This is a genomic window from Chloroflexus aurantiacus J-10-fl, assembly GCF_000018865.1.
In the GTDB taxonomy this organism is placed as follows: Bacteria; Chloroflexota; Chloroflexia; order Chloroflexales; family Chloroflexaceae; genus Chloroflexus; species Chloroflexus aurantiacus.
Map to the genome: position 1 here is coordinate 2,090,735 of NC_010175.1, position 17,732 is coordinate 2,108,466.

16 protein-coding genes are annotated in these 17,732 nt (G+C 56.0%); 14 read left to right on the forward strand and 2 right to left on the reverse strand.

The genetic code is table 11. The features are described from left to right. The first annotated feature begins 738 nt into the window (after positions 1–738). From CAUR_RS07950 to CAUR_RS07990, 10 genes are all read left to right on the forward strand, one after another. On the forward strand, positions 739–1,041 hold the full coding sequence (locus tag CAUR_RS07950; protein WP_012257397.1) for a hypothetical protein: 303 nt from the start codon (positions 739–741) through the stop codon (positions 1,039–1,041). Next, entirely contained in the window at positions 1,038–1,961 is a 924-nt protein-coding gene (locus CAUR_RS07955; protein WP_012257398.1) for a cytochrome c biogenesis CcdA family protein, read from the forward strand. Before CAUR_RS07950 ends, CAUR_RS07955 begins: the two co-directional genes overlap by 4 nt. 7 nt (positions 1,962–1,968) lie before the next feature. Then, entirely contained in the window at positions 1,969–2,409 is a 441-nt protein-coding gene (locus tag CAUR_RS07960) for an NUDIX hydrolase (RefSeq protein ID WP_012257399.1), read from the forward strand. Positions 2,410–2,564: 155 nt separating this feature from the next. Beyond that, positions 2,565–4,064 (forward strand): trigger factor, encoded by a 1,500-nt coding sequence (locus CAUR_RS07965; protein WP_162015861.1) that lies wholly within the window; start codon positions 2,565–2,567, stop codon positions 4,062–4,064. A gap of 10 nt (positions 4,065–4,074) precedes the next feature. Continuing rightward, positions 4,075–4,740 (forward strand): ATP-dependent Clp protease proteolytic subunit, encoded by a 666-nt coding sequence (locus CAUR_RS07970; protein WP_012257401.1) that lies wholly within the window; start codon positions 4,075–4,077, stop codon positions 4,738–4,740. Positions 4,741–4,794: 54 nt separating this feature from the next. Further along, positions 4,795–5,391, forward strand: a complete 597-nt coding sequence (locus tag CAUR_RS22035; RefSeq protein WP_479722945.1) for a ClpX C4-type zinc finger protein — start codon at positions 4,795–4,797, stop codon at positions 5,389–5,391. Beyond that, positions 5,369–6,088, forward strand: a complete 720-nt coding sequence (locus CAUR_RS22040; RefSeq protein WP_479722946.1) for an AAA family ATPase — start codon at positions 5,369–5,371, stop codon at positions 6,086–6,088. Before CAUR_RS22035 ends, CAUR_RS22040 begins: the two co-directional genes overlap by 23 nt. Before the next feature lie 69 nt (positions 6,089–6,157). Further along, entirely contained in the window at positions 6,158–6,895 is a 738-nt protein-coding gene (locus tag CAUR_RS07980) for a response regulator transcription factor (RefSeq protein WP_012257402.1), read from the forward strand. Between the two features lie 68 nt (positions 6,896–6,963). Next, complete coding sequence (upp, locus tag CAUR_RS07985; RefSeq protein ID WP_012257403.1) at positions 6,964–7,593, forward strand: uracil phosphoribosyltransferase; 630 nt, start codon at positions 6,964–6,966, stop codon at positions 7,591–7,593. A 105-nt stretch (positions 7,594–7,698) separates the two neighbouring features. Continuing rightward, a complete protein-coding gene (locus CAUR_RS07990; RefSeq protein ID WP_012257404.1) occupies positions 7,699–8,814 on the forward strand; it encodes a glycosyltransferase family 4 protein in 1,116 nt (371 codons plus the stop codon). Between the two features lie 15 nt (positions 8,815–8,829). On the opposite strand, the gene CAUR_RS07995 is transcribed toward CAUR_RS07990, so the two are convergent. After that, positions 8,830–10,263: a cyclic nucleotide-binding domain-containing protein gene (locus tag CAUR_RS07995; protein WP_012257405.1), complete on the reverse strand. Its 1,434-nt coding sequence runs from the start codon at positions 10,261–10,263 to the stop codon at positions 8,830–8,832. A 116-nt stretch (positions 10,264–10,379) separates the two neighbouring features. On the opposite strand from CAUR_RS07995, the gene CAUR_RS08000 reads away from it, so the two are divergent. From CAUR_RS08000 to malZ, 4 genes are all read left to right on the forward strand, one after another. Continuing rightward, a complete protein-coding gene (locus CAUR_RS08000) occupies positions 10,380–12,173 on the forward strand; it encodes an aldehyde ferredoxin oxidoreductase family protein (protein WP_012257406.1) in 1,794 nt (597 codons plus the stop codon). Positions 12,174–12,307: 134 nt separating this feature from the next. Continuing rightward, a complete protein-coding gene (gene proB / locus CAUR_RS08005; RefSeq protein ID WP_015909083.1) occupies positions 12,308–13,414 on the forward strand; it encodes a glutamate 5-kinase in 1,107 nt (368 codons plus the stop codon). Between the two features lie 121 nt (positions 13,415–13,535). Then, positions 13,536–15,047 carry a glutamate--tRNA ligase gene (gene gltX / locus CAUR_RS08010; protein ID WP_012257408.1) on the forward strand — a complete coding sequence of 504 codons (1,512 nt, stop codon included), beginning with the start codon at positions 13,536–13,538 and terminating at the stop codon, positions 15,045–15,047. Then, positions 15,044–16,906 carry a maltodextrin glucosidase gene (gene malZ / locus CAUR_RS08015; RefSeq protein ID WP_012257409.1) on the forward strand — a complete coding sequence of 621 codons (1,863 nt, stop codon included), beginning with the start codon at positions 15,044–15,046 and terminating at the stop codon, positions 16,904–16,906. Before gltX ends, malZ begins: the two co-directional genes overlap by 4 nt. A 126-nt stretch (positions 16,907–17,032) precedes the next feature. On the opposite strand, the gene CAUR_RS08020 is transcribed toward malZ, so the two are convergent. Beyond that, positions 17,033–17,515 (reverse strand): hypothetical protein, encoded by a 483-nt coding sequence (locus CAUR_RS08020; protein WP_012257410.1) that lies wholly within the window; start codon positions 17,513–17,515, stop codon positions 17,033–17,035. Between the last annotated feature and the right edge of the window lie 217 nt (positions 17,516–17,732).

Sequence of the window (17,732 nt, forward strand, 5' to 3'; positions counted from 1 at the left end):
ATGCAAGGGGCGTTAAAGACTGACTAATGATTGACTAAGCCTGGAGTTACCAATAACCGGCCCTTTACGGGAAAGGTATCTCAATCCAAGTTGCCCCCTTACGCCACCACAGTGGTGCGGGTCGTTGAGCGCGACGGGGGGATGGGTGGAACACGGATGGACGCGGGTGAGGCGGATGCACGCGGATAGATCGTCACCCAAGGTACTCCCTTATATCACCACCGAGACACGGCGGATGGGCATACCAGATGTGCGTGACGTAGTGCGTCTACGGAACTGGCTGCGACCCACACGATGCATACCGGTCAGGTACGCTGCACGATGTGGTGCGCAGCGTCGTGCTGTGCATCATCGCCGGTAGTTTTTCGTGGCCTGCTCACAGCATAGGTGGCAACTTGGATTATCTTACGAAAGCCTGACATGCAGTACTACAATCGACAAAGCATGACGATACCGCAGTAAATCATCACCCTGGACTTACTGCAAGCGTGTCAGCCAATGATGATCACCAGAAGCGCAAGACAACCATCGCGCTTTTTCTCGATGAAGCCAGGTTAAGGAAACAACCAGGAATGTGAGCTAATGCACAATCAATCGTAACAACAACGGAGTATAATGATTAAGGAGCAAACTCATTTGCGCCATCTGATGAAGAAAACACGGTGAAATCGCACAGCCTGGCAGTGCACACAGGCTTCAACACGATAGACAGCGATCTGGCAAGTGGAGTTTGCAGGTATGACGAACGCAACGAACCATCACGATGCATGCTATCAGCGGCTACGAACCCTCTTTCCGGCCAGGGAACTGGTCTGGATTGAAGCAGAGGAGCATCTCAAAGACGATATTTTTTGCCGCATAACATTGCTCTGTCGCAACGAATTCGGACAATGGGAGCGGCGGCGCTACCGTTATGATACACTGAGTGAAGCACTATTTTTTATGGGGGCAACCCCGGTAAGCGAGGAAGAAGCCGCGCGCATCCGCCGCACCGCTCCCCGTTTACCGACAATCTCACCATCACCGGCGAGGGCTGCATGAAATCACAACCGATAGAATCAACACCGCGTCGCATAGGCAAGCGCAGTGTCGTAGCCATAGCGATGATCGGCATTCTGGCTCTTCTGATCTTCTTTGCACTGAGCTTAGACCCTGGCGAGCAGGCCCGGTTTCTTACCGGTGGCGGGAGTGTGCTGGTACTGGCCCTACCGGCATTCATCGCCGGAGTACTCAGCTTTCTTTCACCCTGCACGCTTCCCATTTTACCGGCCTACTTTGCCTTCACCTTTCAGGCCAGCGGGCAAGGTAAAGCACGCATCGCGATGATGGGCATCGCATTTTTCCTTGGTCTGGCAACGACCATGACCCTGCTGGGGGCAAGCGCCACTGCGCTCAGCGGTCTGCTCTTTGCCAACCGCAGTGCACTTACCTTTTGGGGCGGGCTAATCATCATTGGCTTTGGGATCATGGGCATGCTTGGCAAGGGATTTGCCGGGCCTCAACTGCAAGAACGTCCGGCAGCCACCTTTGCCGGATCCTACATCTACGGAGCCACCTTTGCGCTGGGCTGGACGGCCTGTGTTGGTCCGATTCTGGGTGCGCTCTTAACCCTCCTGGCGGCAACCAGTGATGTTGCCATCATTCAGGGCGCAGTCCTGGCCTTCATTTATTCGCTTGGGCTAGGTCTACCTCTCATCCTGATCGCGACCTTCTTTCACCGACTAGGCACCGGATCGCGGGTGTGGCGTCTCTTGCGTGGACGCGGCTTTACCGTCCACCTCTTTGGTCGTGAACTGTTTCTGCATTCGACCAGCCTGGCCAGCGGTGCCTTAATGGTTGTGATGGGGATCTTGCTGGCCACCGGTCGGCTCGAATGGATTTCGCAGCAAGCCAACGCCACCCCAATGGCACAGTGGTGGGTCGAGATTGAAGCTGCCATTGGCCGCCTGTTTGGGCTTTGAGGATTGTATGACCAGTAGCCCCATTCGTGCCGCCGGTTGTGTTGTGCTGGCCCGTGACCCAACGGGCCGGCTTCTTGTCTTATTGATCCAGGATCGGCGAGGGATATGGACACTCCCAAAGGGCCATGTTGATGAAGGGGAGAGTGACGAAGAGGCCGCAGTACGTGAAGTAGCTGAAGAGACCGGGATTCACTGCACGATTGCTGAACGGCTCGAACGGATTACCTATCCTATCTATCACCGTGGTCGCTGGCAAGACAAACAGGTCACCTTTTTTCTCGCCAGTGCTGCACCTGAACCACCGACACCTGCCGTTGACGAAGGAATTCGTACCGCAGCCTGGGTGCCCCTTGACGAAGCTCCGCCCAAAATCATCTACCGCCAGATTCGCAATCTGCTCCAGCGTGTTGCGCGCCGGCTTGGTCCGAACAAATCCAATTCACAATAGGCCCCAATCGCAACTTTTCGCCGCGTAATCTCTTCGCATAGACCAGATAGACGTGCTATAATGCACCATACAGCGCACCGATGTGTGCGTATTTTCGAGCAAGCAATAAGCCACTTCTGATGGCGCGAAGCGGTATTGTGTTTAAGGATACAACAGTGAAAGTTACTACTGAGAAACTACCAAAGAGCCTGATCGCATTGCAGATTGAGATCGACCGCGATCAGTTCGAGCGCAGTCTTGATCAGGCGGCACGTCGGCTATCACAAAAGTTTCCGATCCAGGGCTTCCGTCCCGGTAAGGCACCTCGTTTTATCATTGAACGCACCTTCGGGCGCGAGGCATTGATTGAAGAAGCGACGGAAGAGCTGATTAACACCGGCTATCGCAAGGCCATCAAGCAAGAAAACATCGAAGTCGTTGGTCCGCCAAATCTTGATAAGATTCATTCCATCGAACCATTTGTCTTCACCGTTCATGTGCCGGTACCTCCCACGGTTACGCTGCCCGATTACCGTAGCATTCATGTACCGCTAGAGGTAGAACCGATCACCGACGAGATGGTCGAAGCGGCGTTAGAACAGATTCGTGAAAAACACCTCACGTTGCAGGAACTTGACGAACCACGACCGGCTCAGCAAGGTGATCAGCTACAGGTGCGTTTGAAGACGGAGATCGAGGGAGAAGAAGAGGAAGCAACTGAAGAGCAGTCTGAAGAAGCTGCTGATGATTCTGAAGCCAAGGCCGAGACCGCAGCCGACACCGAACAGACCGATGACGAGGAGGAAGAGGAGGAAGATGACGAAATCGAGAATGAAGGTAGCGAAGAGACGTTACCTCTCGAACCGAATCGCCTCGTCCCCGAACTGTACGAAGGTTTGATCGGCACGAGCGTCGGTGAGAAGAAAACCATCGTTGCTGTTTTACCTGAAGATCACCATGAAGAGTCGCTGCGTGGTAAAAAGATAACCTTCCACGTCGAGATACTCGACATCAAACGACGGATCGTCCCGGCGTGGGAAGAGCTGCCGGCGCTTGAGAGCTTCAACGGCACATTTGAGGAATTTCGTGCGCATGTGCGCGAGAACCTCGCCAATCAAGAGCGCAAACGTGCCGAACAAGAGCAGCTTAATGCGTACATCGAGCAGCTCGTTGAGCAGACCACGTTTGATATTCCCGATGTGATGATCCGCGATGTTGCGCACTCGATGCTCCATGAGCAAGAGCAGCAGTTCGCACGCTATGGAATCACCCTTGACCAGGTCTTGCAATATCGCGGTGTGACCCACGATCAGGCGGTTGAAGAGCTTATCCCTGAAGCCGAGAAGCAGGTCAAGGTCACACTGGCGCTCAGTGAAGTGATCAAACAGGAGGGAATCACGGTCGGCGAGGATGAGATCGAGGCCGAGATTCAGACGATTCTGGAAAGCTACGACGAGAAGCAACGGCCACAGGTCGAGAGAACCCTGCGCGGTCAATTACGCTCGTCGGTAGCAAATGTAGTCCTTGATAAAAAGCTACGTGCCCGTCTCAGTGCAATAGCGAGCGGCAATTCAACAGACACCTCTGATTCCAGCCCTGCCGCTCCCGACGCAGAAGGTGCAACTGATGTTACAAATTCCGATGAACCGGTGAGCCGGTCATCGAACGAAGCATGAGGAGTGTCGTATGAATTGGTCGTCTCGTTACAGTCACGATTGGCGTAGTATGCCGGGACCAGAATGGCTCTCGCAACGACCGGAACTACTCATCCCGATGGTTGTCGAGAGCACGAGTCGCGGTGAGCGCGCTTTCGATATCTATTCACGGCTGTTGAAAGAGCGGATTGTCATCCTGGGCACACCGATTGACGATCAGATCGCGAATCTGATCGTTGCTCAGTTGCTTTTCCTGGAGAGCGAAGACCCTGATCGCGACATCTGGCTCTATATCAACAGTCCGGGAGGATCGGTTACCGCTGGACTCGGTATCTACGATACGATGCACCACATTCGTCCCGATGTAGCAACCGTCTGTGTGGGGATGGCCGGCAGTATGGCAACTCCCATCCTGGCCGGTGGTGCCAAGGGCAAGCGGTATAGCCTGCCGCATTCAACCATTCACATGCACCCGGCCGGTGGTGGAGCGCGTGGCTACGCTCCTGATGTCGAGATCATGGCCCGCGAGCTGCTCCGGCTCCAACAACTGGTACGTGAGCTGCTGGCGAAGGATACCGGCCAGCCCATTGAACGGATCGCGAAAGATTTTGACCGCGATCTCTTCATGACACCTGAACAGGCCAAAGAGTACGGTATTATCGATGAAATCCTCACCCGTGAGGATGTGAAGAAGTAATGACGCCCGGGTGGGAGCATGAACAGTGCCCACCCGCTCGTCTGGAGAAATCCCATGAGTCGAACGCGCAATTCTGGTCGTGATCCGTATGCCTGCTCGTTCTGTGGGCGCGGACAGGATGAAGTACAACGCCTGATCGCTGGCCCTGGTAACGTCTTTATCTGCGACGAATGTGTTGCGCTTTGCAGCGCCATCATTGCCGAAGAGAGCGATCAGAAGGCACCAAACGCCCGTCGCAGTACCCCTCCAGGCCCGACCCGTTTACCCACCCCTCGTAAACTGCGCGAACGACTCGACCAGTACGTGATCGGGCAGGATCGGGCAAAGATTGCGCTGGCGGTAGCGGTTTACAATCACTACAAGCGAGTACGGGCCGGTGCCAGGATCGATGATGTTGAGATCAGTAAGAGTAATATCTTACTGATCGGGCCAACCGGTAGTGGTAAGACGTTGCTGGCGCAAACAATGGCGCGTTTGCTCGATGTACCTTTCGCGATTGCCGATGCCACCGCTCTCACCGAAGCCGGGTATGTTGGCGAGGATGTGGAAAATATTCTGCTTCGCCTGATACAGGCTGCTGATGGTGATCTGGAACGAGCACAAACCGGCATTATCTATATCGACGAGATTGACAAAATTAATTGCTCGTAAGGCTGATAACCCCTCGATCACGCGCGATGTCTCTGGCGAGGGGGTCCAGCAGGCGCTACTCAAAATCCTGGAAGGAGGCGTTGCCCACGTCCCACCCCTCCCCGGACGTAAACATCCGCAACAAGAGTATATCCCGTTTGACACCACAAATGTGCTCTTTATCTGTGGCGGTGCGTTTGAGGGGATCACCAAAATTATTGCCAAACGGCTGCGAGGAAAACAATTAATCGGCTTTGGCAGCAATCCGGTCAATCCGGTTGAAGAAGAAGGTGCGTTACTGGCTCAGATCACACCTGATGATCTGATGCACTTTGGCTTCATCCCGGAGTTCGTCGGTCGCCTGCCGGTGATTGTTGCGCTCGAACCGCTCAGCCGCGAAGCCATGCTGCGCATCCTGACCGAACCGCGTAACGCGATTATCAAGCAGTATCAAAAGCTCTTCGCTCTTGATCACTGTGAATTGGAATTTACACCTGACAGCCTGGAAGCGATTGTTGATCGCGCGATGGCTGCCCGCACCGGTGCCCGTGCTCTGCGGAGCATTGTGGAAGAGGTGCTGCTCGATGTCATGTTTGAATTACCATCGCAAGAACACATCGGGCGCTGCATCGTTACGGCGGAAGTCATTCAAGGTCGCGGGCGTCCGATCCTGGTGCCGCGTGCCGATTACCGTCGTCGGCTTGATGAAGCAGTATAACTGTACAGATAACGGCAGCAGTACGTTTCGTGAACGAATAGGTCAGTTGTAAGTTGTTCATACACGCCTATGCCACTCTTTCATCGCACGTCACAACGGTCTGTTGATCAACCACCACCAAAGCGGCGCATTCTGGTGGCCGATGATGATCCTTCCATTGGCCGTCTGATCCAGACTGCACTGCCTACCCAGCAATATGAAACAACAGTGGTAGCCAACGGGCTTGAGGCGCTAGAGGCATTTGAACGTGAGACCTACGATCTGATCTTTCTGGATGTGATGATGCCTTTCGTCGATGGCTTCGATGCGTGCGAGCGCATTCGTGCCAAGAGTGACGTACCAATTGTGATCATTACGGCACGCGAAGGTACCGACGATATTGTGCAAGACTTTCGGCGCGGCGCTGACGAATATATCACCAAACCTTTCAAAGTTGCCGAATTTGTGGCCCGCGTTGAGGCTATTTTGCGCCGGGTCGATATGCAAAAGGCGCGTACTGCCCCAACCTTCGTACAGGTAGGGGAATTGGTGATCGATGCGGCGGCACATAAAGTAGCAGTACGCGGCAAAGAAGTCAAATTAACACCAATGGAGTTTGAACTCCTCTACTTTCTGGCAGCAAATGCCGGTCAGGTCTTTACCCGTGAAGTGTTATTTCGCGAGGTTTGGGGGTACGAGTACGTTGGTGAAACGAATCTGGTTGATGTTTGTGTACGTCGTCTACGTGAAAAAGTTGAAGTTGAACCATCAAAACCAAAAATTATTACAACCGTGCGCGGGGTAGGGTACAAACTTGAACGGCTTTAGGCCAATAATCACCCGATCAACACCACAAGCGTCGAGTGCGGTGCTTCTGTATACCGCAGGATAGGACTATGTCTTCAGCAGTATTTGTATCACGGCATCCACTGGTTCAACATAAGCTGGCCCTTTTGCGTAGTAAATGGACTGAACCGAAGAAGTTTCGCGAACTGGTACGTGAAATTGCTCAACTGTTGTTCTACGAAGCCACTCAGGACCTGGCACTGGCACCATTAACGGTTGAAACACCGCTAGCGACATGCGCCGGCTATGAGGTGGCTGAACGCATCGGGATCATTCCGATTCTGCGTGCCGGTTTGGGCATGGCAGAGGCGATTGTCGAGATTTTACCGACCGTTCATGTATGGCATCTCGGCCTGTATCGGGACCACGAGACCCTGCAACCGGTAACGTACTATAACAAGCTACCGAGCAAGCCGGACATCGATCTGACGATTATCGTCGATCCAATGCTGGCAACCGGTGGTTCGGCGGTTGCTGCGGTAGATATTCTCAAGCAGTGGGGTGCGCAGCGCATCAAGTTTCTGGGCCTGATTGCTGCTCCAGAAGGGGTTCGGGCACTGAGCGAAGCCCACCCCGATGTTGCGATCCATCTGGCCGCGATTGACAGTCATCTCAACGAGCGGGGCTATATTGTGCCGGGGTTGGGAGACGCCGGTGATCGTCAGTTCGGGACGGGGTAAAAAATAATATCCTACGGAGCGGGTTTCCGGAGAGATTAGGTTCCGAAGGCGGGCACGGGCGCTTGCCGGTGCTACGGTACCAGCGGAAACAGTAGCACCATCACTATGCTAACCATCCTTGCCATCTCAGGCACATTTCTGATTGCCTTTGCAATCACTGCGCTGCTTGTCCCACCACTTATCACCCTGGCTCGCCGTGAGGGATGGGTTGCCAACCCCGGCCCGCGCCATGTGCATCGCGAGCCGACGCCGGTTGTGGGTGGGCTGGCGATGATTGCCGGTCTGGTTGGGGCAATCGTACTGAGCGCAGGTTTCGAGCAGATCGATCCGGCATTACGCCGTTCGGCGTTTGAGCAGTTACGCATTGGCCTGTTGCTGATCGGTATCTCAATCATCGCTCTGGTCAGCTTCTTTGATGATCTCTACGATCTCCCGGCTTTACCGCGTTTGGGTGTGCATATTATTGCCGCATTGATTGCGGTAGGACCGTATCTGTGGGATCACACACTCTACCCCGACGTGCTCGGTCAACCGACTGAAGCGCGAGGGATTATTCTCACCGCGTTTAACTTTCCCTTTGTTGATCAGATTCATCTGCATAACCTCAGCCCGTGGCTGGCAATTGCAGCTACGGTGCTTTGGATTGTCGGCATGCAAAACATGGTGAACTGGATCGACGGTCTTGACGGCCTGGCTGCCGGAGTGACTTTTATTGCGGGTATGGTGCTGGCCATTCATACCCTCACCCTCGATCCACCGCAACTGACAGTAGCCCTCTTGCCATTAGCCCTCAGCGGTGCCTGTGCGGCATTTCTCCTTTTCAATACGCATCCGGCCCGCATCTTTATGGGTGATGTCGGCGCCATGACCATCGGGTACACGCTCGGGATTTGTGCGATTATCGGTGGCGCCAAACTGGCAACGGCCCTGCTCGTGATGGGAGTGCCCCTGGTCGATATGGCCTGGTTGATCCTTTCCCGCACCCTGCGCGGTCGTTCTGCTGCTCAGGCGGGGCGCGATCATCTTCATCACCGTCTGCTCGACCTGGGGCTAAACCAGCGTCAGGTTGTTGGTTGCTACTACGCATTAAGCATTGCGTTCGGCTCGATTGGCCTGTTCGACTTCTTCACACCGTTGTTCAAGCTTATCGCATTACTCGTTCTGGGTGGATCGATTTTGATCGTGCTCTTCTTCCTGCAACCCAAAACCCGGATAGCCTGAGCCGGACAGAAGGTATTATAGGGGAACGATCTCTTCCACTGGAGCGAGGCGGAGATTCCCAATCGGACAGGCAGTCACACAGGCCAGATCAGTGTACCCAAAGCACAGATCACACTTATCGGCGCGGTGAGTTGGGGTTGTCGGAGTCAGGGGAATGGACGGCCGTACCCGTTGCTGCAAACGACGAAAGAGTTCCCAGAGCGGACCGGTAGAGTGCCTGGTACGCGGCACCGAAGTTACGGCATCGTAAGGGCACGCACTCACACATTCACCACAACCGGTACAGCGGTTAGTGATGCGCAGGGCACCGGTATCAACACGCTCGATAGCATCTTCAGGACAGACCTCGACACATTCGGCACCTACACTACACTGTCGGCAATGGTCGAGTACATCGAAGCGATCTATCGGGGTGCCATTGAGATGAAGACGTGCGTGACCGTGGCGGGTAGCACAACCGGTTTCACATAACCGACAACCAGGCGGACAACGCGCCGGGTCGCGTACCAGGACGTAGGGAGCGCGCAGCAGACCGTGATTGACGGCCATCTCGATATCACGGGCACGGGCTGCATCACTGCGCACTGCGGAGAGATGTTTGAGTCGTCGCTCGGCAATAGCGCGCAAATCGGCCTCAAGCGCCGGGTATTGTTGCAGCAGCCGGTAGAAATCGGTACCGGGCAACACCAACAGATCGGTCGTTGTTAACGTTCGTGCATTAGCCCGATGCGTATCTCCGGTTAACAACGAAATTTCACCAAACAGATCACCTTCGCTTAGACTGGCAATTGTCTGACCATTATGCTCGATAACGACCTGACCACTTTCAATGAGGTAGAGCGAGTCGGCTGGTTCACCCTGCCTGACCACGAGTGTACCCCGTGGAACGTGACGGGGTTGCAAACGCGAGGCAATGGCAATTCGCTCTAACGGCAGCAACTGACCCAAGACCGGCATCCGGGCCAGCGTTGCCTCGATCATCCGTCGGCGATACACCTGGCGGAGCGCCGTGGTCAGCAAGGGGAGTGAGGCCAGATCATCACGCAGCGTTGCAATCTCAATCTGCAACAGATAGCAGGCCGTTTGGGTGAGCGCACTCATATGGCGAAAGAACTTACCAAAGAGTGGCCCTTCACCGAAACAATCGCCTCGCCCTAATATTCCCATCAAGACCTCGTGACCATCCTTGTCACGTAGTCGTAGCTGTAATGAACCGCGTAGCAGAAAGAAGAGGTAACGAAAACCGCGTCGTTGGCCTATGACTGTCGCGCCAGCAGGGAAGGCGCGGAACACACCGCGCTCGTACAAGATTGACAATTCAGTTGGAGAAACGCCCCGCAGACAATCGAGCGCCGCCAGCGCAGCAATCGCCTCTTGCCGGCGCTGTTGATGCTGAGCAGCACGTATCTGATCGAGATGATTGTGCAGGGGGCGCTTCAACGACGACATATGCAGCTCTGCGGTACAATACAGGGGTGAAGAATTATTGAGCTACATTGTACCATACTGATCGTTCAAGAGCGGTATAATAGAACGGCGAAAATCGCACCATACAGGATAATCGCATGCCGTTGCGTAGTCTTACCGTTGATCTTGCTCGCGGCCACGCCCGCCAGACCTTACCCGATGAAGTCGAACGAGACTACCTCGGAGGTCGTGGCGCCATTGCGTGGTTACTCTGGCACCAGCTCGAACCCGACACACCACCACTGTCGGCAGACAACCTTCTGATCTTTGCAGCCGGCCCACTAGCCGGAAGTGCGGTGTTTGCCACGGGAGGCTTTACGGTCGGTACCCGTTCACCACTCACCGGCGGCATCGGCTACGGCTGGGCACCGGGGCATTGGGGTGCCGCCCTACGGCGGAATGGGATTGATGTGCTGGTGATTCGTGGCGAAGCACCCGACTGGTGCTACCTGCTTATTGATGGCGACACTGTGCGGCTACGTTCGGCTCGCCATCTGATCGGACGTGATACGGTAGCCACAACTGCCGCCCTCAGTCAGGAGTTAGGCAGTGACGTGCGGATTCTGGCAATCGGGCCGGCCGGTGAAGCGGGTGTTGCATATGCCAGTATTGTCGCGGAAGGCCAGTATCTGGTTGAACCGGCCGGTACCGGCGCTGTCATGGCCGACAAAAAGCTCAAGGCGATTGTCGTGCGGGATCGTGCACCGTTACCGGCAGTCGATCCAGCCCGTGTACAAAGTGTTCTCCAATCGATCCGTCAACGCGGCGAGCAAAACCAGACGGCAAATGCAATTCGGACAATTGGAAGTGCTGGACTCCTGCCGGCAGCGATTAAACTCGGAGCGTTGACCAGTCGTGATGCGCGGGTGCCGGCTGACGGTGTCGCGATTGCTCGCATGTTTAGCGACATTGCCCGGCGGGGAGGCAGGCTGGAGCGCGGGTGTGCACAATGTCCGTTGCCCTGTTACATAGACTTGCGCACGAAGAGCGGCGAGACCCATCCGCTGCCGGGGCTGGAACTGATCGCCGGTTTTGCGGCACGGGTTGGCATCACCGACGCCGATGCAATGCTGGCGATTTCTGACCGTTGTCTACGACTAGGGCTTGACCCGGCAGCAACCGCAGCGGCGATTACCTTCATGACCGAAGCACAAGACGAGGGATTGGTCCGTCAGCGTACCCTCAACTGGGGTGATGGTGCAGCCGTCATTGCTGCCCTTGATCGTATCAGTCAGCGACAGGAGAAGCGTGACATTCTCTCCCTCGGTGTGGGCGAGATGCAAGAGGCCGTTTGGGGATCGGCAGCATTTGCTCCCCAGGTCAAAGGACTGGCAATGCCGGCCCTTGATCCACGAGCACTCACCGAGATCGGGCTGGCAATGGCAACTAGCCCAATCGGGGGCGATTATCGCTATGCCATGGCGTTTGAAGAGCTGGTCACCGACCCACCGGCCTGGCTGCCGCCACCAGCCAGCGGTCCGCGCGAAAGCGAAGGCAAGGCGTTACGGTTGATCTGGCACGAACGGTTTGCGGCTGCGCTTGATGCAAGTGGGTTTTGCCGGCGTCTCGGCCTGATGGCCTATCAGATTACACCCGGTGAATTGATTGCTCTCCTCGGTGCAGTCAGTGGTCGCACCATATCTGGCGCCGATCTGGTACGAATTGGGGAGCGGATCGTCACCCTCGACCGGCTCTTTACCCGTCGCTACGCCAGTAACAGTCAGGACACGCTTCCAGATCGTTACCTGCGCGAGGCATTGAGTAGTGGCCCAACTGCCGGCCACACCCCACCGCTGGAACAGCTTCTGGCCGAATATTATGCCCGTCACGGCTGGGATGCTGCCGGCGATCCGACGCCGGCCCGACTGGTCGAGCTAGGCATAGCGGTATAAGAGCATCGTTTCGCACGCCGGTGACATCCGATACAGGCAGGAAACGAAAGCCATACAACCTTCAGGCATGCAACGGGGCGAGTATGAACTCGCCCTCATTGTTACAAAGCAGCGAATGTAGAGCAGTACAGATTATGAGCCGATTCGTTGTCAAACTAGGTACAAGCGTCTTAACGGCCGGCACAGATCGCCTCCATCGCCCTTACTTTGTCGAACTGGCCCGCCAAATCGTTCGTCTGAAAGATGCCGGTCACGAAGTCGTCCTTGTCTCATCAGGGGCTGTTGCCGCAGGCAAAGAACGCCTTGGTGTCAATCCTCATCACCGCAGCAATATTCCCCTGAAGCAGGTCTTTGCTGCGGTCGGTCAGAGTCGCCTGATGCACATTTACGAACAAATCTTTGAGTTGTACGGTTTACAGGTTGCGCAAGCCCTGCTCACCCGTGACGACCTGCGCGACCGACGGCGTTACCTCAATGCCCGTAATACGCTCACCCTTTGCCTGGAGCAGGGTATCGTGCCAATCATCAATGAAAACGATGCTGTCGTCACTGCCGAGATTCGAGTGGGCGACAACGACAACCTCTCAGCACTGGTGGCCGGCTTGATCGACGCTGACCTGCTCTTAATTTTGACCGACATTGATGGGGTGTACAGCGCCGATCCACGCAGTGATCCAAACGCGGAACTGATCCGCGAAATACCAGTTATTGACGAACGTGTCTGGGCGATAGCCGGTGGCAGCGGTACCCATCGTGGCACCGGCGGCATGCAGACGAAGATTCAGGCTGCCGATCTGGCCACCCGTTCAGGCGTAGCTGTGGTGATTGCAGCCGGCCACGAGCCAGATGTGATTGTACGGGTGGCGAATGGTGAACGTATCGGAACCTTCTTCCCGGCTACCACAACTCACCCCGATGCGCGACAGCGGTGGATTCTGGCCGAAACAGTTCGTCATTCGCGCATTGTGGTGGATGAAGGCGCAACGACCGCGCTGACCCGACACGGCAAGAGTCTGCTGGCCGCGGGTATCTGCGAGGTGAGTGGTGAGTTTGACCGCGGGCAAACTGTGCGCATCTTTGCCCGCGATGGGCGCGAGATAGCGCGCGGCCTGACCCAGTACCGATCCAGCGATCTCCGTATGATTGCCGGTCTCCGTTCATCACAGATCGTTTCCGTTTTAGGGTATGATTATGGGCCGGAGGTCGTCCATCGCGACGATATGGTTGTACTGAGTGGGTAGAAATCTACGCAGACGGTGTCGTTGAGAGGATATTGGCCAATAAACCAGAAACAAACATTGCGAGCAGACACCACAGCACGTACAGCACAGAGAGCTAACCTATCACAACAAGGAGCATTCCATGAGTTCCATCGAAGGGCCGGTGCGGGTGCGCTTTGCACCCAGCCCAACCGGTAGTTTGCACATTGGCGGTGTACGCACTGCCCTTTTCAACTGGCTCTGTGCCCGCCACTACGGGGGGCAATTTATTCTACGGATCGAAGATACCGACGAAAAGCGATTCGTGCCGGGCGCGGCTGACGACATTAGCGCCTCACTGCGCTGGGTGGGTATCGATTGGGACGAAGGGCCAGATGTGGGTGGCCCTTACGGCCCTTACGTGCAATCAGAACGGTTTGAGCAGGGAATCTATCAGCCATTCATCAACCAGCTTCTGGAAGCCGGTCTTGCCTACATGTCGTTTACCACCGAAGAAGAACTGGCTCAGATGCGGGCCGCAGCGGAAGCTGCTGGCATCAAGGCATTTCGCTTCCGTGGCCCGGAGCGTGACTGGCCGCTTGAGCGCCAGCGTGAAGAGGCGGCCAGTGGCAAGCCGTACACCATCCGGCTCAAAACGCCCCTTGAAGGCGAAACTCGCTTTCGCGATCTGATCCGCGGTGGTGACGAGATTGTGGTGCAGAATAATCAGTTGCAAGACATTGTGTTGATCAAATCGACCGGAATGCCGGTCTACCACTTCGCCCATCTGGTCGATGATCACTTGATGAAGATCACTCACGTTATGCGTGGCGAAGAGTGGGTACCCAGTACCCCGTACCACGTTCTGCTTTACGACTTCTTCGGCTGGCCGCGCCCGGTCTTTGCCCATTTGCCGGCGATTCTGCGGCAAGATGGCCGTGGCAAGTTGTCGAAGCGCAAAGACGATGTAGCGACACAGCGATTTCGTGAGCGTGGCTACCTGCCGGAGACAATCTTCAACTATCTCGCCTTGCAGGGATGGAGCTACGATGGCGTGACCGAAATTATGACGCGCGACGAGTTGATTGCGCGTTTCACGCTTGAGCGAATACAACCCTCGCCGGCGCGCTGGAACCCTGAGAAGCTGCGCGACATGAACGGTATCTACATCCGTAAACTGACGACAGAGCAGTTGGCCGAGCGCGTGCTGCCGTTCATGCAACGAGCGGGTCTGATCGGCGATCCGGCAAGCGAGACGGAACGCGCGTATCTCATCAGTTTGATCCCATTGATTCACGAGCGGCTGGAAGAGTTGCAGGAAGCGCCTGATCTGCTGGCCTTCTTCTACCAGGATGTGGTACCCGGCGAGACGTACAACCCTGCCGATCTGATTCCAAAGAAGCACGACGCGGCGCAAACCGTCGCCTTACTGCGGGCTGCGCACGAAGCTCTGAGTCAGCAAACCGATTGGACACCACCCGCGCTGGAGACAACGCTGCGCGCCCTCTGCGAACAATTGCAGGTGAAGCCGGGGCCGCTCTTCGGGGCGATTCGCGTCGCCATTACCGGGCGCAGCGTGGCACCACCGCTGTTTGATACGCTCGCCGGTGTAGGACGCGAACGGAGTCTCTCGCGACTGGCGGCGGCGATTGCCGCACTGGAGAACCTGGCATGAGCACTGTACACTGGGAAACCAGTATTCATCACGACGGATCACCGATGTATCTGCGCTTCAGTGGCAGACCAGGTGACACAGCGGTATTTCGGCTCCGTATGGCCGCAGACGCACCGGTCAGTGGGGTCTTCCTCCGCACCTGCCCGGATGGGGAACAGCATTTTACGCCACTGCGCGATCTGGGAGTGCGCGGGGTGTGCCGGTGGTGGGAAGGTGAGCTACCGATCCGCATGCTCCGCACCAATTACCGCTTCCTGATCCGCGCAGATGACTGTTCGCGCTGGTACAGCGCTGGTGGCATCACCCGTCACTACCCCACCGACGCAAATGATTTCGTGGTACTGGCCAACTATCACGCGCCAGCCTGGGTACGTGATGCGGTCTTCTACCAGATTTTTCCGGATCGGTTTGCCGATGGCGACCCGACGAATAATGTCCGCGATGGTGCGTATCTCTACCACGGACGACCGGTTGTTGCGCGCCGCTGGGATGAACGACCCAACCGGGCGACCGGATCGATAGAGTTCTACGGTGGCGATTTGCAAGGGATCGCGCAGCGCATCGACTATCTGACCGATCTGGGAGTCTCGGCACTGTATCTCAATCCTATCTTCCGAGCACCATCGAACCACAAATACGATGTCGAAGACTATACCAGCATTGATCCACACCTGGGAGGTGAAGCAGGGTTACTCCGCTTACGTGAGGTACTCGACGAGCGAGCCATGAAGCTGGTGCTTGACATCGTACCGAACCATTGTGGAGTGACCCATCCGTGGTTTGTCGCTGCCCAGGCCAACCCACGAGCACCAACAGCCGAGTTCTTCATGTTCCGTCGTCATCCCGACGACTACGAGAGCTGGCTGGGGGTCAAGACCCTGCCCAAACTCAATTACCGCAGTGTCCGCCTCCGCGACGTGATGTACGCAGGCCAGGATGCGATTATGCGCTACTGGTTACGACCACCCTATCGGATCGACGGCTGGCGGATTGATGTTGCCAATATGCTGGGGCGGTTGGGGACAGACAACCTTGGCCACAAGATTGGACGCGGGATTCGGCGGGCAGTGAAGGCAGAGCAACCGGAAGCCTATCTGCTGGGTGAACACTTCTTCGACGGTACTCCCCATCTGCAAGGTGAAGAGCTTGATGCCACAATGAATTATCAAGGCTTCACCTTTCCCATCTGGCGCTGGTTGGGAGGGTTTGAGTTCAATCCGCAGCGGCCTGAAGCCGATCCACGACCGATTGCAACCGAGACGGTCGTTGCGCAATGGACGGCATTTCGGGCAGCGATACCGTGGCAGATCGCCAGTCAGCAATTCAACCTGTTGGGAAGTCATGACACCCCGCGTCTACGGACAATCGTAGGCGATGATCTGGCGCGAGTGCGGGTAGCGATGACGTTACTCTTCTGCTATCCGGGGGTGCCGTGTATCTACTACGGTGACGAAATTGGACTGACGGGCGGCGGTGATCCTGATTGTCGGCGACCGATGCCGTGGGATGAACGAGAGTGGGATCACGACCTGCGGGCGTTCGTGCAACGGCTGGCACGCTTACGGCGTCAGTCGCCGGCGTTGCGCTGGGGCGGCTTTCAGCAGCTCTACGCAAACGGGGAAACGATTGCCTTCCAGCGCGAAGCACCTGAGGAGCGCATGATCATTGTGGTACGGCGCAGTGATGATGGGCAACGCCTGCTGCCGGTGCGTCACGGCGGGCTGGCTGATGGGGTTCACCTGCGGGAACTCTTCAGTGGTGCCGAGACGGTTGTACGCAACGGGATGCTGGACATTGGGAATTTGCCGGCCACCGGTGCGCAAATCTGGCAAACCACAGACAAAGACAACGTGTTCTGAGGGATTGGCAGGCAGCGGTCAGCAACGGGCAAGCGCAACCACTGCGCTCTGCGTAATAAGGACGGTCGGTGCGTGCGGCAGTTACGTTGCCGCACGTCCAGGTACGCGACACGGACACCTCGACCTCTAAAATGGTGGCGGTTGGTACTGCTGTGGTGGTACTGGCTGCCCATTCCGATAGGCAAAATAGGCCCGCACCTTTGGCTGATCATACAGCACCAGGCTAATGATCCCAAATGCCAGCGAGAAGATATTACCGGTGATGATATTGGCGATTTGCATAATCGCCAGCGTCTTGTTCGGCTGTATCGGCTGTAGCGGACGACTCAGCAACCTGTAGGCATACGTACCGGCCACCGCCGCTACGATAATTGAATAAATACCAAGTGGAATCCCGCAAAGAGTGAATATCCAGCCCACACCAGCCAGACCGCTGATCACCGCATCAACAATCGCCATAATCGCAATGGCCATGACTTCCGAGGGATGTTCCTGTGCTCCAGGTACTTGCTGGTATTGAAGCTGATAGGGTTGATAGGGCTGCTGCTGGTAGGGTGGCTGACCAGGTTGATAGCTACCGTACTCTTCCGGGCGCTGCGGATCACTCATAATCGGTTGTCCTTTCTGTCATGGGTGAGACTATCAACGAATGGGCGAAGCTATTCGTGGACGCAGACAACAAACGGGATACAACAACCTGCTCGTTCTTAGCCAACAACCGTACAGCCCTGGAACAAATGAACAGTAACGTCGTTGGCGCACTCAGCGTATACCTTGTCACTTTGGGGACGGCAACCTCGTTGAACGCAGGACTTATTTCTGATAC